We start from the raw sequence: 20,634 nt of genomic DNA, 5'->3' as shown, positions 1-20,634 counted from the left end.
GCGTCTCGCCCCAGAACGGTCCCCGCGCAGGCGCCGGCTCGAGCGATGTCGCCGAGCCACGAGCCTGGTTTCGACCGGCGTTGGAGGCAGGCGAGGGATGACCGTCTCCAGGTTCCGCTGCAGGCCGTGTTCCCTTGCAAGGCCGGCGCCGGCCGCATCCGGACCACGAGAGCTTGAGCCGTCGGGCCAGTCGCCGTCCCCGGCGTGCCCCGCACCGATGAAGTCGTGGGCCTGGCTGCCCTCGTCGACCGCTTCGCCCACGACCTGTCCGCCATCTGCGCCCGTCCCGCCCGACCACCAGATCGTTTGCCGCCGGGTGAGTGAGCGATGTTCCACTGCCGGCGACGCATCGTCAGGGCACGATCCGTACCGCAGATCCAGATCGTGACCCCGATGATCGATGCTCCCCGTGATGGTCAGTACGAGTAGACGGATATGCGAGCGATACCCGCGTCGGGAATTCGGGTCGGGATGACGCGCCCGGGAACCAGCGGCGACCCTGTGAACGGGAAGGGAATGAGGGTCCCGCCTGCCGTCTCGTCACCGTTGAGGTGCCGGACCGGCCGCAGGGCTTCCCCCTCAAGGCGGTAGTGGGTTGCCGACGCGAATGACACCTGCTTGTCGTCGCTGCCGGCGAGCGTGATCCAGAACCCGCGCCCGATGATGTACAGGCCGTCACCGTCCTCGATCACGATCCCGTACGCAGGATAGACAGGGGTGACCGTGCCCCACTCGTCCTTGGAGTGGATGTGGATGGTGGCGTCGCCGAAGTGCAGTTGAGCTTCCGGCTGGGTCTCTGACAGCACGAACGACCGGACGGTAGCATCCGGATTCTGGCGGATGAGGAGCGCGGCTGCCCTGAGGAGGTAGTACGCATCGATGAGCTGAGCGCTTCCCGCATCGCAGGGGTCGAGGCTGTCCACTCCGAACGGCGACACACCCAGCGCACGGTGGGTGCCGAGCGCGGAGAACATCTGGCCGATGCCGACGGCGTCCGCGCGCAGTTCCGGTATGAAGAGCCGGCCGCGGCGGCTGCGGTAGGCCTCGAACACGTCCTCTCCCCCGTCGACGTACATGTCGACCGCGAGGAAGTGCAGTGCGGGCGCGAGTTTCTCCCAGATCGCGGCCACGGGAATGACCGGGCCGCCGCTGGGATAGTCTCCCGGGCGTTTGCCCCCCGCGACGGCGACGGGTCCATCGAGCACGCTGTCGGCATCCAACCAGGCGTTGACGAACAAGGGCACGTCGTGCTCCGCGGCGCCGGCGGCTGCGACGCGACCGACGTAGGCGGCGAACGCCGCCGCCATGAAAGCCTCGTCCCGCCGGTCACCATCGGGGAAGACCTCCGACCAAGTGCCCTCTCGGCGGGATCCGTGATCGACCCACTCAGCATGCAGCGGCATCGACGGGTCGCTCGCAACAGCGTCCACCACTTCGGCAGGCACAGCCGACGCGAAGGCGGATTCCGCGAGCTCGCCTCGGTCGCGTGTGTCTCCCAGAAGTCCGATCTCGTTCTCCACCTGCACAGCCAGAACGACGCCGTCCGTGTCGACCTCGCGAATGCGCCGCATCAACGCGGCGAACGCGCGGGCGTCGGCATCACGGGATTCAGGACAGAACGCCGTGAGATGCTCAATGCGGCGCCCGCCGCTGACAACGGCACGAGGGAAACGATCGAGGTCGGTCTTGACCCAGCGTGGCACGTAGGTCGATACGGCGTTCTTCCACGTCCCGAACCACATTGGGATCAACCGCAACCGGAGGCCGGCTGCCGTGGAGATCATCGTGTCGATCAGCGAGAAATCGAACGTACCCTCCGCCGGTTCGAAGAGATCCCACGCCACTGGCGCCAGCACGGTGTTCGCGCCGAGCTCTCGCACTGTGGAGAAAGACTCGGCGATTGCGTGAACCGTGCTCGAACTCGAGTTGTGCACCTCGGCGCCGATGTCGGGAACGGGGCGCCGTCGACGGCGATATAGGAGCCGTTCCATCGGGATGTTGGAGTGCTGTCGTTCATCCTGTGTCTCCGCGGAGAGGTCTATGGAGGAAAGGGGTGGTTGAAGGCGTGCGGGATGGGTCGGTCACACCGGCCTGTGGCACGGTCCCGGGGCGGCACGCACGACTCCGCCGGTGCCTTCTGCTGCCCGCACCCTGCTCGACGTCGTTGACGTGTCAGGCGGATCGCCCAGTCTCACCCGGCGACGGCCGCTCGTCTGCTGGGAGAGAGCTTGGATCGCGTCGACCGGAGATCTCGCGTCGGGTGCCGGTCAGGAGGGCTCGAGAACGAAGACGGGGATGTCGCGGTCGGTCCGCTTGCGGTACTCCTCGTAGTCGGGCCAGGTCTCGACGGCCACGGCCACCCACTTGCGGCGCTCCTCGCCTTCTACGCGGCGCGCGACGTAGTCGCGGATGACCGCGCCGTCCTGCAGGGAGACATGCGGGGCGGCCAGGATGTTGTGGAACCAGAAGGGGTTCGTCGGCGCACCGCCTTGGGATGCGACGACAGCGTAACGAGTGCCGTCGGTGACCCGCATCAAGGGCGTCCTGGGCTATCCAGCTGACCGGACTCGGTTCGTACGGGCCTGTCATGGGCGTCGCGACTCCTTGATGTCGGCGCGCTGTGCGATGGCGAGGTGCTCCTTCAGCGAGAAAGCGGTGTCCCTGGCCGTCGTCCGTGGCAGGGAGAGGCCCTCGCCGAGAGCCCGGCGCACCGCGAGGAAGTCGGCGGGGCTGTTGACGCATTCGGCGGCGACCAGCCGCGGGCCCCGGTAGCGCAGCACCGTGTGCTGCCCCGGGCGCCGGCCGGGGCGGAGGACGACCTCGTCGTCCGGGCGGGCCAGCCCGGCGATCTGCAGCTTGAGCTTTCCTTGGTCGGACCAGAACCAGGGGACCCCGCGGTGGGGGCGGTGCAGGCCGACCAGCGTGGCGGCGGCCGAGGTAGCCTGCTCGACGGCGTTGTCGACGCTTTCGAGCCGCACCCGTGGAGCGTCGTCCCACCCGGGGGACGGGTCGGGAAGGTTCGCGCAGTCGCCTATGGCGATGGTGTGGCCGTCGGAGGCCAGGGAACGGGCGTCCACGACGATGCCGTTGGCACAGTGCAGTCCGGCGGCGCGGGCCAGTTCGTCCCGGGGTCGGGCGCCCACGCCGATGACAACGAGGTCCGCAGGCAGTTCCTCGCCGTTGTCCAGGTCCACAGCGGCGACCGCGCCGTCCGTGCCGCGCAGGCGGACGGGGCGCAGTCCCGTGCGGATCTGTATGCCGACGGCGCGGTGCGCGGTCGCGATGATGTCGGCCGTGGCCGTGCTGACGACGCGGTTCATCAGCGCGGGCGCGGCTTCGACCACGGTCGTCGGTACGCCGGCCGCGGCGGCGGTGGCGGCCACCTCCAGACCGATGAAGCCGCCGCCGATGACGACCACGGCTGTGGCGGTGGCCAGGCGCTCAGCGAGGGCCTGTGCGTCGCGGACGTCGCGGAGCGACAACACGCCGTCGAGGTCGGCGCCCTCGATCGGGAGGCGCCGGGAGCGCGCGCCGGTGGCCAGCACGAGACGGTCGAACCTCCAGCGGCCGCCAGTGGCGGAGGTGGCCATGCCCGCGCCGTCGCCGGCGAGGTCGATCCGGTCGATGTGCTCCCCGGTCACCAGATCGATGCGCTTGTCCGCAAAGAAGGCGGCGCTGCGCAGCGCGAGTGACGAGAGCGGGGCCTCCCCTTTCAGGAACGCCTTCGACAGCGGGGGCCGGGCGTAGGGGGCGTGCGGTTCCTGGCCGACGAGGGTGATGGGACCTTCCCAGCCCAGTTCCCGGGCGCTGCCGGCGAGCTGCACGCCGGCCTGGCCCGCGCCCACGATGAGGAGGTTCACAGCTGGGCTTCCGGGACGGTCACGTGGACCTCCTGGCCCTCGCGCAGGACGAGCTGGCAGGACAGGCGGGAGTTGTCCTGGCGTTCGGTGGCGGCGCAGTCGAGCATCTCGTCCTCGTCGTCGCCGACGGGAGCGAAGTCGCCCGCGTTCTCCTCGGCCAGGAAGACGTGGCAGGTGGCGCAGGACAGCGAGCCGCCGCACTGGCCGACGATGCCGGAGACGCCGTTACGGACGGCGGTCTGCATGACCGAGTCGCCGGCGGCCGCTTCGATCACTTCCTGGCGGCCGTCGGGCTGGGTGTAGAACACTTTCGGCAATGCGCTGTTCCTTGCGTTCACCAGGTGACGGGCAGGTCGGTCATCGGCTGGGTCAGCACGTCATGGCGGACCACGGGCTCGCCGGCCAGCCGCAGCTGTGGCAGCCGCTTGAAGATCTCGGCCATACCGACCTGCAGTTCCATGCGGGCCAGGGGCGCGCCGAGGCAGTGGTGCATGCCGTAGCTGAGCATCAGGTGCGGGTTGTCGGTCCTGGTGATGTCGAAGCGGCCCGGCTCCGGTACGACGCCGGGGTCGTGGTTGGCGGCGCCCGGGTCCATGCTGACCGCTTCCCCTGCGGCGATCAGCTGCCCGTCGATGACCACGTCCTCTGTCGCGACGAACGGCACGAGGCCGCCTCCACCCCCTACGGGCCCGCCCATCATGAAGGCGCCGTGGCGCAGCACCTCTTCGGCCGCCGTGGGGGCCAGGGCGTCGGGGTCGGTCAGGAACAGCTCCCGCTGCTCGTCGGAGCGCAGGAGCGACAGCACGCCGGTGGTCAGGAAGTTGGCGGTGTTGTCGAAGCCTCCGACGATGAGCAGGAACGCGATGGGCAGGATCTCGGCGTCGGTGAGCGTCTCGTCCCGCTCGTGGGCGTGAGCCAGGGAGCTGAGCAGGTCGTCCCGGGGTTCCGCCCGCCGCTTCGCGATCAGGTCGGTCATGTACGCGGCCAGCTCGCCCATGTCGGCGGCGATCTCCTGCTCGGACTTCCCGGCCACGGAAAGGGTGGAGGAGCTCCACCGCTCGAACTTCTCCCGATCCGACGACGGCACGCCCAGCAGCGAGCTGAGCATCTCGATGGGCAGCGGTACCGCGTACTCGGCGACGAGGTTGCGCACTCCGCCCCGGGCGATCATGCCGTCGATCAGCTCGTTGGCGAAGGCGACCGCCGAGTCGCGCATGTCGCGTACGCGCCGCGGCGAGATCGCCTTCTGCACCAGCTTGCGCAGCCTGGTGTGCTGGGGCGGATCCTCGAACTGCAACGTCGTGCGCAGGAAGTCGGGGAAGGGCACGAAGAACGGCACCTCCCGCTCCCCCGTGCGGAACGGCTCCCGGACGAAGCGCCGGTCGCTGAGCATCTGCCGGGCCGCCTGGTTGCGGTGCACGATCCAGACGTCACCGCCGTACGGCATGGTGACCTTGGTCATGGGACGGTCGGCCATGAGGCGCCGCAGGTGTTCGACGGCCTCGGCCGGGGGCCGGGGCGCGAAGGGGAACTCGATGTGGGTGGTCATCATCTCTCCGTCGAAGTCAGGGTGATGGTTTCCGGCCGCGCCTCGGGGGTGAGGGCCATGATGTCGTCGAACCGTTCGGCCACCGTCTCGATGGTCAGGCCGGGCTCGTGGATGCCCTGGGTGGTGACGACGGCGAGCCGGTTGACGGTGCCGCCCGCGGCGTTGAAGACCTCGCCGCTCACCCGGCAGGAGGGGTGGGTCAGGTAGGCGGCCACGGGGGCCACGTGCTCGGGCAGGAGCTGGGTGCGCAGGTACTGCATGACGTCGGGGGACAGCGAGTCGGCCGAGTTCTCGGCCATGCGGGTGCCGGCTCCGGGCGCGAGGGCGTTGACCAGCACGCCGTGCGGGGCGCCCTCGATGGCGAGGTTGCGGGTGAGGGCGAAGACGGCCCCCTTGGAGCTGCCGTAGTGGGTCATCAGCGGGTTGCCGAGCATCGCGGCGGAGACCGTGTTGACCACCCGGCCGGTGCCGGAGGCGATCAGGTGCGGCCAGGCGGCGCGGCAGACGTACAGGGAGCCGAAGAAGTGCACGTCGAGGTGGCGCTGGTACTCCTCGATCGGGATCTCGTCGAAGTGCCCGGTCCGGACGATGCCGGCGTTGTTCACCACCGCGTCGAGCCGGCCGTACTCGGCCAGGGCGGTTTCGACCACTGCGGCGGCACCGGCCTCGGTGGCGACGTCGGCGCGGCAGGCGACGGCCCGCCCGCCGGCGGCGCGGATCTCGGCGACGACGTCGGCGGCCGGATCGTCGTCCTCGACGCCGGAGCCGTCCACGCTGGCACCGAGATCGGCTACGACGACGCCGGCGCCGCGGGTCGCCAGCAGCAGGGCGTGCGCCCGGCCGATGCCGCGCCCGGCGCCGGTCACGATGACGACGCGGTCGTGGAAGGACAGCAGGTCCACAGTGGATCCCTTCTCGGTCATGGGCGGTTGGCTCCGCCGCTCGTCTGGACCGGGACCTGCCAGATGGTTCCGCGGCGGTTGCGCCGGGACTCCGCCCAGTCCATGACGTCCAGGCCGGCGCAGATGTACAGGGTGCGCCGGTCGGCGCCGCCGAGCACGCAGGCGGGTGGCAGGGCCTCGGTGGCGTCGAAGGGCACCACGTCGGTGATGGCGCCGCCTTCGACGAAGCGGGCCACGGCCACTCCGGGCATTCCCGTCCACACACCGCCGTCGTCGTCCAGGCAGATGCCGTCCGGCAAGGAGGGCGTTTCGGCGAAGACGCGCCGGCCGTCCAGGCGGCCGGACTTGTCGCGGTCCAGCACGGTGATGCGGTTGGCGAACGCCTCGGCGGTCAGCACGCGGCTGCCGTCGGCGGTGATCGCGATGCCGTTCGCGCCGGACATGCCGCCCAGGTCGGTCAGGGCGTGCGCGGTGCCGGCGGGCTCCACCACCAGCAGCGGCGAGTCACGCGGCTCCTCCCCCTGGAACAGTTCGAAGCCGAGCTGGGTGACGTAGGCGCGGCCGTCGCCGTCCACGACCATGTCGTTGATCGGCCCGCTCGCCAGTTCCCGCAGGTCGGCGTGGACGGTGACCTGCTCGCCGTCGAAGGCCAGCACGAGCCGTTCGTGCATCGAGGTGACGATCAGCCTGCCGTCGGGCAGCCAGCCGAACCCGCCGGGGATGACCTCGGTGCCGTTGATGGACGTGCGCTGCGACAGGTCCAGCACGGTGTGCGGGGTGCCGTCGTCGTCGAGGCGGACGATGCGGTGCGCGTACATGTCGCTGAACCACAGCGCCCCGTCGTGCCACCGGGGGCATTCGGCCCAGGTGTAGCCGCTCGACAGCTGTTTGGCGGCCAGCACGCGGGCGTCGGCGAACGGATCGGCCACGGGTTCTCCTAGGTCAGAAGGGCAGCGGGTAGGCGAACTTGGCGCGCAGCAGCGCGCCGATCTCGGCGACGGCGAGCCGGCCTCGGGCGAGGTGGTCCGACTGGGCGAGGAAGCCGTGGTAGGTGCCGGGGTAGCGGGTGTGGGTGGTCTGGACGCCGGCCTCGCGCAGCCGGCGGGCGTAGCGCTCGCCCCAGTCCCTGATCGGGTCGCATGCGGCCGTCACCACGATGGCCGGCGGCAGCCCGCTCAGGTCGGCGGCGTAGGCGGGGATGCGGTAGGGGCTGTCCGGGTGGCCCTGCCCGGCGTCGGCGTTCTCGTTCAGGAACAGGACGTCGTCCCGGGTGAGAATGGGCGCCTGCGCGTACTGCGACATCGACCGGGCGGCCAGATCCCGGTCGATGCCGGGGTAGGCGAGTACCTGGCAGCTGATCGCCGGTCCGCCTCGATCTCGCGCGGCCAGGGCGACCGCCGCCGCGAGGGTGCCGCCCGCGCTGTCACCGATGACGACGAGCCGGTTCGGGTCGATCTGCAGGTCGCCGGCGTGCTCGGCGGTCCAGACGGTGGCGGTGTAGGCGTCGTCGAATTGGGCGGGAGGTGGCGATTCCGGCGCGAGGTGGTATCCGACCGACACCACCGTGGCGCCGCTGTGGTGGGCCAGGTGCCTGGCCAGCGGCTCGAAGGAGTGGTTGGAGCCCAGGCACATCCCGCCCCCGTGGAAATAGACGAGCACCGGCGCGCGCTCGTCGAGGGTGGGGCGGTGGACGCGCAGCGGGATCTCCCCCCACGGCCCGTCGATCAGACGGTCCTGCGTAACGGCCATGACGGGCAGATCCGCGGGCAGCGGCATCGCCTCCATGGCCTGGCGGATCGCGTCGAGGCCGCGCTCGCGCATGGGCGGCACGCCGGCCACCGCGGCGGCGATCGCGGCGGCGTCCGGGTCCAGTTCGGCGGGCGAGGTCATGAGGCGGGGACGGTGAACTCGCCCTGCGGCAGGCGCGGGGCGCGGCGGCGGGTCAGGGTGTCGGCGCGTTCGGCCATGGCGTCGGCGACGAAGGGCTGCGACAGCAGGTAGAACTCGTCCGCGGCGGCCTGGTCGAAGAACACCCGGGCGGCGTCGAACGGGTCCATCGCCTGGGCCTTGATCTGCAGCATGGCCGCGCGGTGGTCCTCGGCGGCGGCGACGTCTCCGTCCTCGACGGCGCCGGCGGACTCGAAGATGTTCGAGGCCACGGCGCCGGGCAGGACCGCCTGGACGTGGACGTGATGTACGTGCCCGGCAAGTTCGACCTCCTGGCGCAGGCATTCGGTGAGCGCCAGGACGGCGTGCTTGCTCATGATGTACGGCGCCTGCAGAGGGCTGGCGCTGACCCCGCCGATGGACGACAGGTTCCACACCCACGAGCGTCCTGGCTCAGCCATCATGCGCGGCAGGAACGCCTTGATGCCGTGGAAGACGCCGCTGATGTTGATCGACACCAGGCGCTCCCAGTTGGCGACGGGGGTGTCCCACAGGTAGCCGAACTGTTCGACGCCGGCGTTGTTGACCAGGAGCCTGACGGGACCGGCGTCTCGGAAGGCGGTCGCGGCCAGGCGCTCGACGGCGTCGGGATCGCGCACGTCGCAGACGACGTCGAGGGCGCGGGCGCCGTCCTGCTCCAGTTCGGCCCGCAGAGCGGCGATCGCGGCGGCATCGACGTCGGCGAGCACGACCGTCATGCCGAGCTCACGGGCTGCGTACCGGGCCAGGCCGGCGCCGATGCCCGCACCGGCTCCGGTGATGACCGCGACGCCGCCGCCGAACAGCTCCCGTGGCGTACTCATCGCATGCTCCCTTCACGCTCGGCGACGATCTCGCGGATGGCGGGCACCACGGGCTCGAAGGTGCTGCCGGGTCCCGCGCTCACCGGGGCGTCCATGTTGTTGTGGCAGATCGCGACCGCGATCCGGTCGCGGAGATCGGCCCAGGCGACGGAGCCCCCCGCGCCGGGGCTGTAGATGACGGAACGGTGGTCGCCCACGAGCGGGTCGGAGGCGCCCGGCTCGCCGCCGAGCCAGAACCCGTTCGCGCCGAACCACACCGGGATGGTCAGCACCTGGTCGGGGGCGTGCGCGTCCGTGCGTGGGCGGGTGAACGTGGCGACCCTGTCCGGCGACAGCAGCCGGACGCCGTCCAGTTGCCCGCCTTCGGCCAGCATCGCGAAGATCCTGGCCACCGAGCCCGCGGTGGCGATCGCGCCCGCCCCGGGGTCCACGGCCTGTTGCATGACCGGCTGGTTGTGCACGTCGGAGCCGGGGAAGACGGCCTGGGGGCTGATGTTGTGCTCGTCGGAGATCGCGAACGCGTTGCCGCCGTACAGGGTGGCCACGCGTGCGAGGTCGTCGCCGGAGACGCCGAGGTGGAAGTCGGTGACGCCGAGCGGCGCGCAGATCTCCTCGGTGACGAAGACGTCGAAGGGCCGGTGCGCCGGATCGGTGCGGCGTACGACCTCGCCGACGATCCAGCCCCAGACCAGGACGTGGTAGGCGCTGGTCGTGCCCGGCTCGTACAGCGGGGTGAAGGCGGCGATCCGGTCCGTCATCCACTCCCAGTCGGCCAGCAGCTCCGGGGTGACGCCTTCTGGCATCTGCGGGATGCCCGCCCGGTGCGACAGGGCCTGCTCGACCGTGATGGCCTGCTTGCCGCCCGCGGCGAACTCCGGCCAGTACCGGGCGATCGGCGCCTGCAGGTCGACCAGCCCGCGCTCGGCCTGCAGGTGGAGCGCGGTCGCGGTGACGCCCTTGGTCACCGAGAACACCGGGAACAGGGTGCGCTCGTCGGCGGGTGCGCCCGTGGTGACGTCGGTGACTCCGGCGACCGCGTCGACGATCAGCTCGCCGCGGTGGTAGGCGGCCACGGCGATGCCGATCTCCCCCAGATCAAGCGCGCGATCAAGGGCCTTGCCGAGGCGAGGATCGGTGGTTGTCATGTGCTGTCCCCCTGCGGTGAGCGGCATCGCTTGCGGGCTGGTGACCCGACGCTAGGGCGGAGGCGACGCCGTTGCTGGACGGTGTTCCGGTGAGTGGACGGCTTGCGCGTCTCAGGTCGTCACCTCGCGGCGCGCCAGCAGCCAGTGGCCGTCCCGGCCGCGTTCGAGCTCGTCCCGGTAGGAGCCTGCGACGACGATCGCCGCGGGCGGGCCGGCCGACACGAGCAGGAAGTAGGACAACGCGGTGGCGTGGTCGCCGGTGGCGTGCACCTCCAGGTTGGTGATCACATGCCGGTTGCCCGACTCCGGACCGGCGTGCCCGAGCTCGCGCATCCGGGTCAGCCCGGCAACGGTCTGTTCGCGCCCGCGCCAGCGCGCTCCGGCCATCGCCCACTCGACGTCGTCGGTGAGCAGGGCGCCGAGGTCGTGCGGGGTTCCTTCGTCGGCCAGGCGGGCGAACGCGTGCAGGAGGTTGGCGATATCGGAGGTCATGGAGATGTACTTTGGTCTTGATCTCGGTCGTCCGAGGGCGGACGTCCACTGAGCGGACGCCTCGGGGGAGGCGGCGACCGGCGTCCGGCAGGGTGGAAGGCGAACTCATCCCCGACATTGCGGAGGCCGTTCGTGCAAGCAGACAGCGAGGATCTGTCGGTCACGGTGGAGAACGGGGTCGGGCTCCTGGAGATGCGCCGGCCGCCCGCCAACTACTTCGACGAGCATCTCATCGGCCTGCTCGTGGACGCTGCCCGCGAACTGGACGGCAGCGCGGACTGCCGGGTGCTCGTCCTGGCCTCCGAGGGCAAGCACTTCTGCGCCGGCGCCGACTTCGGGACGGGCGGCGGCTTCGACGGCGACCGGGTGGCCGTGTCGGAGCGCCTGTACCGGCGGGCGGCGCAGTTGTTCGAGATCCGGACCCCGATCATCGCCGCGGTCCAGGGCGCCGCCGTGGGTGGAGGGCTGGGGCTGGCCTGCGCGGCCGATTTCCGGGTCGCCGATGAGAACACCCGGTTTGTCGCGAACTTCGCCATGCTGGGCTTTCATCAGGGGTTCGGGCTGAGCGTGACGCTGCCGGAGATCGTCGGCCGGCAGGCGGCGGCCGGCATGCTGCTGAGCGCCCGGCCGGTGCGCGGCCAGGAGGCACATCGCATCGGGCTGGCCGACCGGCTGGCCGAGCCCAGCCGACAGCGCGAGCAGGCGATGGCCTGGGCACGTGAGCTGGCGTCGGCGGCCCCGCTGGCGGTGAGGTCGATCCGCTCGACGCTCCGGGCCGGTCTGGCGCGCCGTGTCGCCGAGGCTCTGGAGCACGAACTGGCCGAGCAGGCGCGGCTGTGGGCGACCGCGGACTGCGCCGAGGGCATCGCGGCGAGCCTTGAGCGGCGCTCCCCGGTGTTCCGCGGGGAGTGACCCACGCTCAGGGGGTGCGGTTGTCCCGCACCCCCTGAGCGTGACGATCAGCTTTCGGGTGATGAGGTGAACACGTAGTCGCGTGGCTCCGGCGCGCGCAGCATGGCCCAGTAGTCGACCAGCCGCCACGGGCAGGCCACCCAGGCACGTCCGGCCTTGTTGCGGTAGTACCCGCTCGCCGTACCGCCGTGTTTCCAGACGGTCTTGTCCAGTTCCTCATCGACGCGCCGGTTGTAGTCCTCGGTCGCCTCCCGCGTCGGCTCCATCGCGGTGTGGCCGTTCTCGACGAGGTACTGCAGGCTCTCCACGATGTAGTGGACGTGCTCCTCGCTGGTGACGTTGTGGCCGCCGCCGTGATTGGGTGCGGCGTTCGGGCCTGCCGTGACGAAGAAGTTGGGAAAGCCCGGCACTGTGATGCCCAGATACGCCCTCGGGTTCTCCTCGGCCCATTCCTCGGACAGTCTGACGCCGCCGCGGCCGACGACGTCGAGGAAGCCGAGGTATTCGAGCCTGAAGCCGGTGGCCCAGATGATGACGTCGGCGGAGATGAACTCCCCCTCCGTCGTCACCACGCCGTCCGGGCGGATCTGCCGCAACGATCCGCGGTGCAGCGACACGTTGTCGCGCTTGACGGCTTCGAAGAAGCCGGGGTCCTTGACGATCCGCTTGGCGAACGGCGGGAAGTCCGGCGTCAGCATCTCCTTCAGATCGGGACGGTCGGCGAACGACCGGTCGAGGTAATCCAGGCAGACCTGCATCACCATGTCGTTGGCCGGGGACGACGAGACGTGCGTGGCGTACCACTCCTCGTCGATGCGCGGGATGGACCAGCCCTTGTCCGCGGCCCACCAGTAGGTCTTGACGCGGAACCACTGGTGGAAGTAGGGGATGTGCTCCAGCGCCCACCTCATGCCCGCGGGCACGTCGGCGGCGACCTTACCCTCAGGGATGACCCAGTGCGGCTGGCGCATCACGACGTCCAAGGACTCGACCTGCTCGGCGATGGAGGCCACCACCTGGACGGACGTGCAGCCGGTGCCCAGGACGACCACCCGCTTTCCGCTCAGGTCCACGTCATGGCGCCACTCGGCGGTGTGCATCGTCTCGCCTTCGAAGGTGTCCATGCCGTCGATGTCGGGGATGGCAGCCGCGTTGAGCACGCCGGTGGCGGTGACCACGGCGTTGGCCCGATGCGTGCGCACGGAGCCGTCCTTGTGGCGGACGGTGACCTCCCAGATCTGGTCGTCCTCCTGCCAGCGGCAGCCGAGCACCTTCGTGGAGAAGGCGATGTGCGGGTAGAGGTCGTACTTGCCGGCCACGTGGTGCAGGTAGCGGAGGTACTCCGGTCCTGTGGGGTAGTACTTCGACCAGCCGGGGTTGAGCTCGAACGAGTACGAGTAGAAGTGGCTCGGCGTGTCGACGGCCGAGCCCGGATAGGTGTTGCGCGACCACGTCCCGCCGAGGTCGTCGCGTTCTTCGAACACCTGGTAGCGGAAGCCGGCCTGGCCGAGTTTGATCGCGGCGTTCAGGCCGATCATGCCGCAGCCGATGATCGCGACGGTGAAGTCGGCCGGCGGCTTGCGGGTGGTCGGAACGACCCGTCGGGCGGGCTCGAAGCCGCCCTGCTCGCGCAGGTGGGGGACGTACTCGTCGCCGACGACGTCGTCCACGCACAGCTCTGCCATCCGGCGGAACAGCGTGTCGTCGGGTACGGCGATCCGGGGGACCAGCGGCCCGTCGAGGAGGCGCCGGGCGCGCTCGCGCACCTCGGCCGCGACCGCCGCGGGGTACTCCCCCATGATCGCCTGCGCGTGACGGCGCTCCTGGTCGAGCCTGGCCTTGAACTCGTCGAGGAGACGGGTGTCCCCGCTGTGGTGGATCAGCGCCATCAGCAGGGCGCCCGGCTCGGCGACGTCGATGGCCGCGTCGAGGGCCTCGCGATCGACATCGGTCACGCGGGCCAGCACGTAGGTGGGGTCGTCCGGGGATATCAAGGTCATAGGTCACCGGTCTCTTGGTAGGGGGGTGATTCAGCAGGCACGCGTGATCGCGGCGACGCGCGCGGCCCGTCCGGGGCGGCGGGCCAGTCCTGAGGCGGCGTACCAGATGTCCATGGCGGCGATGCGCACCGCATCGCCCGCTTCCTGTGCCGGCATCGTCTCGGCAGGCCCGCACAGTGACAGAGCCGCGCGCAGGTCGCTGCCCGACGGGCCGATGGAGGCCGCCACCGCGGTGATGCCCGCGGTGCAACCCTGGACGTCATGGGCGACGCCGCCTCGGTCGCGCACACGCCCCAGGTCGCGTCGCAGCTGGGTGAGGGTATGGACGCCGTACGCGGTGGCCGGAGGCGGGAAGGTCAGGTCCGGCCACTCGGCTTCGGCGAGTTGCGCGAGGATGGCGCGGCCCGCGGCCGAGTGCACAGCAGGCTGGCGGCCCCCGGGGCGCCAGGTCTCTCCCCTGTCCGGCCAGTCGCCGATGCGCTCCAGGTGCAGCACCTCACCTGAGATCAGCGCGCTCAGGTGCACCGTCAAGCCGGTGGAGCGGTGCAGGGCGTACATGAAGGGAAGGCACGTCTGGTGCAGCCGCTCGCGCTGGACGACCTTGCTGCCCAGCTCGAACATGCGCAGGCCCAGGCGGTACTGGTAGCCCTCCCGTTCCACCCAGCCGAGCTCCACCAGCCGTTGCAGGATCCGGTGCGCCGACGAACGCGGTAGATCGGCTTGCCGCGCGATCTGCGCCAGCGTGCGGCGGGGGTAGCCGTCGAAGACCTGCAGCAGGGACGCCACCCTGTCGATCATGGTGTTGGGCGAGCCATGGCTCTGTGCCGTGGTCATTCTTTGCCTCCCCGGCACCATCGCAAGGTTGCACATTGTGCCGAGATGGCACAAACTGACACGTCGTGAGCTTACGACTTCATTGCAGCGGTGTAAACGGATTGGATCCACTTTCCGCATACGAAATGGCGGATCGGGATGGTGTCGGGCCTCTGGGAGACTGGGGGCTGTGAGGTGTTGTCCATGACGAAGCCCATCCGGCAGAGCTTGACGGAGCGGCGTACCGAAGAACTGCGCATGACGATCGCTCACAAGGCGGCCGAGATCTTCGTCGCCGACGGCGACACCTCGGCGACGGTCGAGCGCATCGCCGAGGCGGCGGGCATCGCCACCCGCACGTTCTACCGTCACTTCCCGGTGAAGGAGGACGTCGTCCGGCCGCTGTTCCGCCACAGCTCGCAACTGGTCATCAGGGCTCTGCGGGAGGCGCCCTGCGACGGGGATCTCATCGAGGTGCTGGTCGGGGTGTGGATGTCGGCGCTGGAAGAGGAGACCATCGGCCCTTCCGAGCGTCGCTTCCTGGCGGTGATGGCCGCCAGTCCGCAGTACCGGCTGCGCTGGATGGAGGTCGACGAGGAGCTGTCCGAGGCCGTGGCGGAATTCCTCGGCAAGCGCCTCGGGTGGGGCGAGCGTCCGCTGGAACGCTCGCTGCCCGCCTACCTCGTGGTGCAGGCCACCCGGCATGTCTTCATGCAGTGGATCGTCTCCGACTCCGGCCAGGAGATCGCCGATCTGCTGCGGGAGGCTTTTCGCATGGTGCTCGACGGCGTCCGCACGGTCGCCGACGTCCGGACACCCTCAGGGTGAGTGCGTCCCGAAGGCCCCCGAACGGCCGAGCGCCGAGATCCGCTCCGGGCTGTAGCCCAGCTCGGTCAGAACGCGGCGGGTGTCGGCCCCTGCCGCCGCAGGGGCACGCGGCGGCGCCGCCGCCGACCGGCCCAGCTTGATCGGCACCCCGACACCGCGGTACGTCCCGTCCTGGACGACCATGGCGCGGTGCCGGGTGTGCGGCGCGGACAGCGCGCCGTCGATGTCGTGCACCGGGCTCGCCGGTACACCGCGTGCCGCCAGCTCGTCGGCGAGATCACCGGCATCGCGGCGCAGGAAGAGCGGCTCCAGTTCCGCCAGCAGCGCCGCCCGACGGCTCACCCGGTCCTTGTTGCGCCGGAAGCGCGGATCGCCGGCCAGGCGCGGGCGGCCGAGCACCTCGGTGAGCGCGGCGAACTGGGCGTCGCTGGCGGCGGCGACGAACAGGCGGCCCTGCCCCTTGGTGCGGAACACCTGGTAGGGCGCCACGGTCGGGTGCGCGGCCCCGGTCCGCTCGGGCACCTCGCCGGACTGCAGGTAGGTGGCGGAATGCGGATGCAGGATCGACAGGACCGCGTCGAACAGCGTCACGTCCACGAGTTGGCCCCGCCCGCTGCCGGCGCGCTCCAGCAAGGCCAGCAGCACACCCGCGAACGCCTGGTGCGCCGCGGTGAGGTCCACGATGGGCACCCCGACGCGTAGCGGGTCGCCGTCGCGCTCGCCGTTCAGGCTCATCAGCCCGCCGTAGGCCTGGAGCACGGCGTCGTAGCCGGGCAGACCTCCGAGAGGGCCGTCGACGCCGTAACCGGTGATGCGGCAGTAGACCAGCCGGGGGAATGCCCGCGCGAGCCGGGACTCGTACCCCAGCCCCCAGCCCTCCATCGTGCCCGCCTTGAAGTTCTCCACGACCACGTCCGCCCGGGCGATGAGATCGTGCAGCACTTCACGGCCCGGCCGCGTGCGCAGATCGAGCACGACGTTGGCCTTGTTGCGGTTGAGGCCCTGGTAGTAGGCGCTGGTCGTCTCGGCCTCGTCGATGAACGGCGGGCCCCACCGGCGGGTCTCGTCACCCGCCGGCGCCTCCACTTTGATCACCTCGGCGCCGTGGTCGGCCAGCATCTGCGCGCACAACGGCCCGGCCAGGACCCGGCTGAGGTCGAGCACCCGTACTCCGCGGACCGCGCCGCTCACCTGGCGCCCCCTGTCAGCAGCGGCCACCAGGCGCGGTCCTGGAGGGCGGCGGCCAGGTGGTCGTGCCAGTGGCTCTCGTTGCCGAACTCGTCGCGCCAGGCCCACAGCCGCGTGGTCACGGCCCCGAGGTGGTGTTCGCTGGAGTAGCCGAGCGCGCCGTGCAGCTGATGGCCGATCGCTGCGACCTGCTGCGCGCCGGCCGAGGTGGTCGCCTTCGCCGCGGCGATGGCCACCTCGGCGTCCGCGTCCTCGTGCTCGACCGCGGCCACGGCCGCTTCCGCGCTCACCTGCATCGCGGTGATCTCGGCGGCCAGCGCCGCCAGGTGCTGCTGCACCGCCTGGAAGCGGGCGAGCGGGCGGCCGAACTGCTCGCGTTCGGTGACGTAGTGGCGGGCAGAGACCAGCACCGCGCGGGCCGCCGCCGCGAGCTGGACGGACCTGGCCAGAGCGCCCCGCATCAGCAGCGCGTCGGTGTCCAGGCCGGGCGGCGCGGCGGCGGACGCGGCTGCCGCCACTCCTTCCAGGACCAGCACGTCGCGTGGCTCGCCGGCCAGGTTCTCCGCCGTCACCAGCTCCGCCCCGGCATCGCCGGGGATGAGGGCGACCACGTTCTCCTCTCCGCACCGGACCATCGTGACGACATGGCCGGCGTGCCGGGCCCACGGCACGCGAAGGCGTCCTGACAGCCGCAGGACACCGTCCTGCCAGTGCCCGCGAGCCTCGTCGAGCGAGGCGACGGCCAGGCCCTCGGGTACGGACAGCCCTGCGCGGGCCAGCAGCCAACCAGCGAGGAAAGCGGTCTCTGCCACCGGCACAGGGACGGCGTGAAAGGCCGCGACATCCACCACCACCGCCAGCTCGCTGAGGCTGCCCCCGCTGCCGCCGACCGCCTCGGGAACGCCGACGAGGTGGAATCCTCCCTCGCACAGTTCCTTCCACGCCCTCTGGCCGCCGGTACGGTCCTCGCCCTGCCGGTCCAGGATGGCGGTCACCGCGGCGCGGATCTCCGCGCGCAGATCGTCGTTCATCGGACCCCCAGCCCGCGCGCCACGACCGAGCGGAGGATCTCGTTGCTTCCGCCACGCAGGGTGAACGCCGGGGAGTGCAGGATGGCCTCGGCGAGCAGTCCTTCCAGGCCCGGCCCGTTCTTGCGGGGTTCGATGCCCGCCAGCCTCCGTACGGTCTCCACCACGTCTCCTTCGAAGCGGGATCCGAGATCCTTCACCAGCGCGGCGGCGATCTCGGGCGGCCGCCCCTCGGCCAGGGCCGCCGCCACGGACAACGACATCTGGCGCAGGGTCCAGGCGCGTGCCGTGAGCCTGCCCAGCTCTCGCTCCGCCGCCGCACCGCCGTCCTGCCCGCGCAGCTGTTCCGCCCACGCTCGCAGGAGCGGCACCGTGCTCATGTAGCGCTCGGGCCCGGACCGTTCGTGCGCCAGCTCGGCGGTGACCTGCCGCCACCCCGCGCCGCGCTCGCCCAGCAGGCTGTCCTCGGCGACGACGGCCGCGTCGAAGATCACCTCGTTGAAGTGGTGCTCCCCGTCGATGGTGCGGATCGGGCGGATCTCGACGCCTGGTGCGGGCAGGTCCACGATGAACTGGGACAGCCCCGAGTGCCGGTCCGCCGGCGAGCCGTCCGTGCGGGCCAGGACGACGATCGCGTGGGCGAAGTGCGCCCCGGTCGTCCACACCTTCGTGCCGGTGATCTCCCACCCGCCCTCGACCTGCCGGGCGCGGGTGCGTACGGAAGCCAGGTCGGAGCCGGCGTCGGGTTCGCTCATCCCGATGGCGAAGGAGCACTCACCGCGCGCGATCGCCGGCAGGTAGCGCTCCCGCTGCGCCTGGCTGCCGTGCCGCAGGATCGACGGCGCCATCTGGCGGTCGGCGATCCAGTGCGCGGCGACGGGCGCGCCCGCGGCCAGCAACTCCTCGGTCACCACGAACCGCTCCAGGGCTGACCGGTCATGGCCGCCGTAGGCGCTCGGCAGCGTCATGCCGATCCAGCCGCGCGCGCCCAGCCGGCGGCTGAAGGCCGGATCGGCCACCGACATCCACGCGTCGCAGCGCGGGACGAAGGTGCCTGCCTCCAGCTCGCCGTCCAGAAAGCTCCGGACGTCGTCGCGAAGCCGTTGCGAGGCCGCGCTGAGGCGGTGTGGGGGAAGATGAATGGTCGTCGTCAACCGGGCTCCTCCTTCAGTCCGGTTCACGCTATGAGGTCAGAGCCAGCCAAAAGGGACAATGTTCCGTTGAGCGGACAGTCAGCGTGCCGCGCCTGGGGCCAGCATCAGGCTCAACTGGTCCGCCGATCCCGCGCGATGGGTGTCCATCAGCTCCACCAGCCGCTCCACGTCTCCGGCGCCGAGGGCGGCGACCATCGCGCGATGCTCGGCCAGGATCCTTTCCCGTCCCGCCTCGTCATGGAGGTAGACCGCGTGATAGGGCAGCGCCCACGTCCAGATGCGCCTGATCTCGCCCACGACGAGATTCAGATCGCTCAAAGCGAAGATCGCGAAGTGGAACCGGCTGTTGAGGGTGCGCATGCGCGGCAGGTCCATCTCGGCGGCGGCCCGCTCGACCTCCTCGGCCAGGGCCGCGATCCGGTCGAGCTCGTCAGCGCCGGGCCGGGGCAGGCTGCGGATCACCTCCGTTTCCAGCAGCCGGCGCATGAGATACACCTGGTCGAACTCCGAGCGGCTCAGCCGGGTCACGGCGAAGCCGACGTGTTGCTCGTGGACCACCAGGCCGTCCGCGGCGAGCTGGCGCAGTGCCTCGCGCACCGGCAGCCGGCTGACGCCCAGGGCGGCCGCCATGTGCTCCTGCCGGATCTGCTGGCCGGGCAGCAACTCCCCCGACACGATCATCTGCGTGATCTCGTCGACCACCCGCGCCACCACCTGACCGGCGGCAGGCGCGGCGGTGGGCGAAGTCTTCCTGGACGGCATGGCACTCCTCACGATCCCCCTCCACCGTAGGGGTTGAGCCACCCCGCACACGCTCCGGTGTTCAGCTCGTGACGCTGCCGCCGTTGAGGTTGAGGGTCTGGCCGGTCATCCAGGAGGCCTCCGGCGAGGCGAGATAGACGACGGCCGCCCCGACGTCTTCCGGAGTGCCGAGCCTGCGGGTCGGGATCCGCCGCGCGAACTCCTCCGTACTGTCTCCGGCGACGTTGCTCTGCAGCCCGAGCGCGAGAGAGTTGGCGGTCACGCCGAACGGGGCGAACTCCTGGGACAGATGCCGGATGAAGCCCTCCACCCCGCTCTTGGCGGCCCCGTACAGCGAGATGCCCGCCGCCGAGCCGGTGCGCGCGGCGCCGGAGGAGATCTGGACGATCCGCCCCCAGCCCGCCTCGCACATGTCGCCGGCGACCGCCGACACGCAGTTCATGGCTCCGAACAGGTTGATCTCCACCGGCGCCCGCCACCGGTCCGGCGCGAGCGTGCGGAACGGTCCCTGCCCGAAGTCGGCGGGGATGCCCGCATTGTGAACCAGGATGTCGAGATGACGCCCGAACTCCGTGCGGGCCTGCCCGACGCCCTCCCGCACCGCCTCCAGGTCGGTGACATCGAAGACGACCGGCACAGCGCGTCCCCCGGCGGAGGTGATCTCTTTGCTCACCGCTTCGGCACGCTCGGGCACCAGATCGTTGACTGCCACGGCGGCGCCCTGCGCGGCCAGCGCGCGAGCGATGCCCGCACCCGCGTTCTGACCGGCTCCGGTCACCAACGCGGTACGGCCCGAAAGATCGAACATCGTGTCTTTCCTTTCCTCTGCGTGCTTGGACGCTCGGCCATGTTCGTCGCCGCACCGGCCGGTCATTGGTGCTGGAGCAGTTCCACCAGGTGTCCGTCGGGGTCTTCCACCTGCGCGACGGTCACGCCGGCCTGCGGTACGGCCTTGGGCGCGACCCGCACGACTCCCCCGGCGCCTTCCGCCGCCCGCACCGCATGCTCGACGTCCTCGACGACGAAGCCGAGCACGGCCTCACCGGGCTCGGGGCGTGCCTGGTGCGGGCGGTGGAGCAGGACGAGGGAAGGCTCCTCGTGGCCCGTGGCGCACAGGATCACCTCCGCACCTTCCCCGGCAGAGACCCGGTGCTTGATGACCAGGCCCAGGACCGCCGAGTAGAAGGCCACCTCGGCTTCGAGGTCGCCGACGAGGAGTTTGGTGAACGCGAAGCGCCGGCCGTGGGCCAT

21 protein-coding genes are annotated in these 20,634 nt (G+C 70.9%); 2 read left to right on the top strand and 19 right to left on the bottom strand.

Features of this window, described 5'->3' with window-relative positions:
- Positions 1–416: 416 nt before the first annotated feature.
- From HD596_RS41190 to HD596_RS41140, 11 genes are all read right to left on the bottom strand, one after another.
- Positions 417–1,991 carry a DUF5597 domain-containing protein gene (locus HD596_RS41190; RefSeq protein ID WP_221519750.1) on the bottom strand — a complete coding sequence of 525 codons (1,575 nt, stop codon included), beginning with the start codon at positions 1,989–1,991 and terminating at the stop codon, positions 417–419.
- A 276-nt stretch (positions 1,992–2,267) separates the two neighbouring features.
- The gene (locus HD596_RS41185) at positions 2,268–2,534 is read right to left on the bottom strand and encodes a nitroreductase/quinone reductase family protein (RefSeq protein ID WP_185074850.1); all 267 of its coding nucleotides are present in this window, start codon (positions 2,532–2,534) and stop codon (positions 2,268–2,270) included.
- A gap of 51 nt (positions 2,535–2,585) precedes the next feature.
- Positions 2,586–3,860 carry an NAD(P)/FAD-dependent oxidoreductase gene (locus HD596_RS41180; protein WP_185074849.1) on the bottom strand — a complete coding sequence of 425 codons (1,275 nt, stop codon included), beginning with the start codon at positions 3,858–3,860 and terminating at the stop codon, positions 2,586–2,588.
- Positions 3,857–4,168 carry a 2Fe-2S iron-sulfur cluster-binding protein gene (locus tag HD596_RS41175; RefSeq protein WP_313047637.1) on the bottom strand — a complete coding sequence of 104 codons (312 nt, stop codon included), beginning with the start codon at positions 4,166–4,168 and terminating at the stop codon, positions 3,857–3,859. The genes HD596_RS41180 and HD596_RS41175 overlap by 4 nt, the downstream gene beginning before the upstream one ends.
- 26 nt (positions 4,169–4,194) lie before the next feature.
- Positions 4,195–5,412 carry a cytochrome P450 gene (locus tag HD596_RS41170; RefSeq protein ID WP_185074847.1) on the bottom strand — a complete coding sequence of 406 codons (1,218 nt, stop codon included), beginning with the start codon at positions 5,410–5,412 and terminating at the stop codon, positions 4,195–4,197.
- The gene (locus HD596_RS41165) at positions 5,409–6,332 is read right to left on the bottom strand and encodes an SDR family NAD(P)-dependent oxidoreductase (RefSeq protein ID WP_221519749.1); all 924 of its coding nucleotides are present in this window, start codon (positions 6,330–6,332) and stop codon (positions 5,409–5,411) included. The genes HD596_RS41170 and HD596_RS41165 overlap by 4 nt, the downstream gene beginning before the upstream one ends.
- Positions 6,329–7,240, bottom strand: a complete 912-nt coding sequence (locus HD596_RS41160; protein WP_185074846.1) for an SMP-30/gluconolactonase/LRE family protein — start codon at positions 7,238–7,240, stop codon at positions 6,329–6,331. Before HD596_RS41160 ends, HD596_RS41165 begins: the two co-directional genes overlap by 4 nt.
- A 13-nt stretch (positions 7,241–7,253) precedes the next feature.
- Entirely contained in the window at positions 7,254–8,201 is a 948-nt protein-coding gene (locus tag HD596_RS41155) for an alpha/beta hydrolase (RefSeq protein ID WP_185074845.1), read from the bottom strand.
- The gene (locus tag HD596_RS41150; RefSeq protein WP_185074844.1) at positions 8,198–9,061 is read right to left on the bottom strand and encodes an SDR family NAD(P)-dependent oxidoreductase; all 864 of its coding nucleotides are present in this window, start codon (positions 9,059–9,061) and stop codon (positions 8,198–8,200) included. The genes HD596_RS41155 and HD596_RS41150 overlap by 4 nt, the downstream gene beginning before the upstream one ends.
- The gene (locus tag HD596_RS41145; protein WP_185074843.1) at positions 9,058–10,206 is read right to left on the bottom strand and encodes a serine hydrolase domain-containing protein; all 1,149 of its coding nucleotides are present in this window, start codon (positions 10,204–10,206) and stop codon (positions 9,058–9,060) included. Before HD596_RS41145 ends, HD596_RS41150 begins: the two co-directional genes overlap by 4 nt.
- 111 nt (positions 10,207–10,317) lie before the next feature.
- Positions 10,318–10,698 carry a nuclear transport factor 2 family protein gene (locus tag HD596_RS41140; RefSeq protein ID WP_185074842.1) on the bottom strand — a complete coding sequence of 127 codons (381 nt, stop codon included), beginning with the start codon at positions 10,696–10,698 and terminating at the stop codon, positions 10,318–10,320.
- A 132-nt stretch (positions 10,699–10,830) separates the two neighbouring features.
- Between HD596_RS41140 and HD596_RS41135 the strand changes: the two genes are divergently transcribed.
- Positions 10,831–11,610 carry an enoyl-CoA hydratase/isomerase family protein gene (locus HD596_RS41135; protein WP_313046302.1) on the top strand — a complete coding sequence of 260 codons (780 nt, stop codon included), beginning with the start codon at positions 10,831–10,833 and terminating at the stop codon, positions 11,608–11,610.
- 47 nt (positions 11,611–11,657) lie between these two features.
- Here HD596_RS41135 and HD596_RS41130 read toward each other — a convergent pair whose 3' ends face one another.
- Positions 11,658–13,610: a flavin-containing monooxygenase gene (locus HD596_RS41130; RefSeq protein WP_185074841.1), complete on the bottom strand. Its 1,953-nt coding sequence runs from the start codon at positions 13,608–13,610 to the stop codon at positions 11,658–11,660.
- 30 nt (positions 13,611–13,640) lie between these two features.
- On the bottom strand, positions 13,641–14,444 hold the full coding sequence (locus HD596_RS41125; protein WP_185074840.1) for an IclR family transcriptional regulator: 804 nt from the start codon (positions 14,442–14,444) through the stop codon (positions 13,641–13,643).
- Between the two features lie 183 nt (positions 14,445–14,627).
- On the opposite strand from HD596_RS41125, the gene HD596_RS41120 reads away from it, so the two are divergent.
- The gene (locus tag HD596_RS41120) at positions 14,628–15,251 is read left to right on the top strand and encodes a TetR/AcrR family transcriptional regulator (RefSeq protein WP_185074839.1); all 624 of its coding nucleotides are present in this window, start codon (positions 14,628–14,630) and stop codon (positions 15,249–15,251) included.
- On the opposite strand, the gene HD596_RS41115 is transcribed toward HD596_RS41120, so the two are convergent.
- From HD596_RS41115 to HD596_RS41090, 6 genes are all read right to left on the bottom strand, one after another.
- On the bottom strand, positions 15,243–16,442 hold the full coding sequence (locus HD596_RS41115) for a CaiB/BaiF CoA transferase family protein (RefSeq protein ID WP_185074838.1): 1,200 nt from the start codon (positions 16,440–16,442) through the stop codon (positions 15,243–15,245). The two genes, HD596_RS41120 and HD596_RS41115, sit on opposite strands and share 9 nt — an antisense overlap.
- Complete coding sequence (locus HD596_RS41110) at positions 16,439–17,470, bottom strand: acyl-CoA dehydrogenase family protein (protein WP_185074837.1); 1,032 nt, start codon at positions 17,468–17,470, stop codon at positions 16,439–16,441. Before HD596_RS41110 ends, HD596_RS41115 begins: the two co-directional genes overlap by 4 nt.
- Positions 17,467–18,621, bottom strand: a complete 1,155-nt coding sequence (locus HD596_RS41105) for an acyl-CoA dehydrogenase family protein (RefSeq protein ID WP_185074836.1) — start codon at positions 18,619–18,621, stop codon at positions 17,467–17,469. Before HD596_RS41105 ends, HD596_RS41110 begins: the two co-directional genes overlap by 4 nt.
- Positions 18,622–18,699: 78 nt before the next feature.
- Complete coding sequence (locus tag HD596_RS41100; RefSeq protein ID WP_185074835.1) at positions 18,700–19,383, bottom strand: GntR family transcriptional regulator; 684 nt, start codon at positions 19,381–19,383, stop codon at positions 18,700–18,702.
- A 61-nt stretch (positions 19,384–19,444) separates the two neighbouring features.
- Positions 19,445–20,191 carry an SDR family NAD(P)-dependent oxidoreductase gene (locus tag HD596_RS41095; RefSeq protein WP_185074834.1) on the bottom strand — a complete coding sequence of 249 codons (747 nt, stop codon included), beginning with the start codon at positions 20,189–20,191 and terminating at the stop codon, positions 19,445–19,447.
- A gap of 62 nt (positions 20,192–20,253) precedes the next feature.
- Positions 20,254–20,634 carry a VOC family protein gene (locus tag HD596_RS41090; protein ID WP_185074833.1) on the bottom strand — a complete coding sequence of 127 codons (381 nt, stop codon included), beginning with the start codon at positions 20,632–20,634 and terminating at the stop codon, positions 20,254–20,256.

Origin of the sequence: Nonomuraea jabiensis, from assembly GCF_014204795.1 — a bacterium.
GTDB classification, from domain to species: Bacteria; Actinomycetota; Actinomycetes; order Streptosporangiales; family Streptosporangiaceae; genus Nonomuraea; species Nonomuraea jabiensis.
This window is presented reverse-complemented; position numbering and strand designations above follow the sequence as displayed.

Excerpts from the sequence above, each read along its gene's own strand:
- HD596_RS41190 (WP_221519750.1), bottom strand. The coding sequence starts at position 1,991 with ATGGAACGGCTCCTATATCGCCGTCGACGGCGCCCCGTTCCCGACATC.
- HD596_RS41185 (WP_185074850.1), bottom strand. The coding sequence starts at position 2,534 with ATGCGGGTCACCGACGGCACTCGTTACGCTGTCGTCGCATCCCAAGGC.
- HD596_RS41170 (WP_185074847.1), bottom strand. The coding sequence starts at position 5,412 with ATGATGACCACCCACATCGAGTTCCCCTTCGCGCCCCGGCCCCCGGCC.
- HD596_RS41165 (WP_221519749.1), bottom strand. The coding sequence starts at position 6,332 with ATGACCGAGAAGGGATCCACTGTGGACCTGCTGTCCTTCCACGACCGC.
- HD596_RS41155 (WP_185074845.1), bottom strand. The coding sequence starts at position 8,201 with ATGACCTCGCCCGCCGAACTGGACCCGGACGCCGCCGCGATCGCCGCC.
- HD596_RS41150 (WP_185074844.1), bottom strand. The coding sequence starts at position 9,061 with ATGAGTACGCCACGGGAGCTGTTCGGCGGCGGCGTCGCGGTCATCACC.
- HD596_RS41145 (WP_185074843.1), bottom strand. The coding sequence starts at position 10,206 with ATGACAACCACCGATCCTCGCCTCGGCAAGGCCCTTGATCGCGCGCTT.
- HD596_RS41140 (WP_185074842.1), bottom strand. The coding sequence starts at position 10,698 with ATGACCTCCGATATCGCCAACCTCCTGCACGCGTTCGCCCGCCTGGCC.
- HD596_RS41130 (WP_185074841.1), bottom strand. The coding sequence starts at position 13,610 with ATGACCTTGATATCCCCGGACGACCCCACCTACGTGCTGGCCCGCGTG.
- HD596_RS41125 (WP_185074840.1), bottom strand. The coding sequence starts at position 14,444 with ATGACCACGGCACAGAGCCATGGCTCGCCCAACACCATGATCGACAGG.
- HD596_RS41120 (WP_185074839.1), top strand. The coding sequence starts at position 14,628 with ATGACGAAGCCCATCCGGCAGAGCTTGACGGAGCGGCGTACCGAAGAA.
- HD596_RS41110 (WP_185074837.1), bottom strand. The coding sequence starts at position 17,470 with ATGAACGACGATCTGCGCGCGGAGATCCGCGCCGCGGTGACCGCCATC.
- HD596_RS41100 (WP_185074835.1), bottom strand. The coding sequence starts at position 19,383 with ATGCCGTCCAGGAAGACTTCGCCCACCGCCGCGCCTGCCGCCGGTCAG.
- HD596_RS41095 (WP_185074834.1), bottom strand. The coding sequence starts at position 20,191 with ATGTTCGATCTTTCGGGCCGTACCGCGTTGGTGACCGGAGCCGGTCAG.
- HD596_RS41090 (WP_185074833.1), bottom strand. The coding sequence starts at position 20,634 with ATGGCCCACGGCCGGCGCTTCGCGTTCACCAAACTCCTCGTCGGCGAC.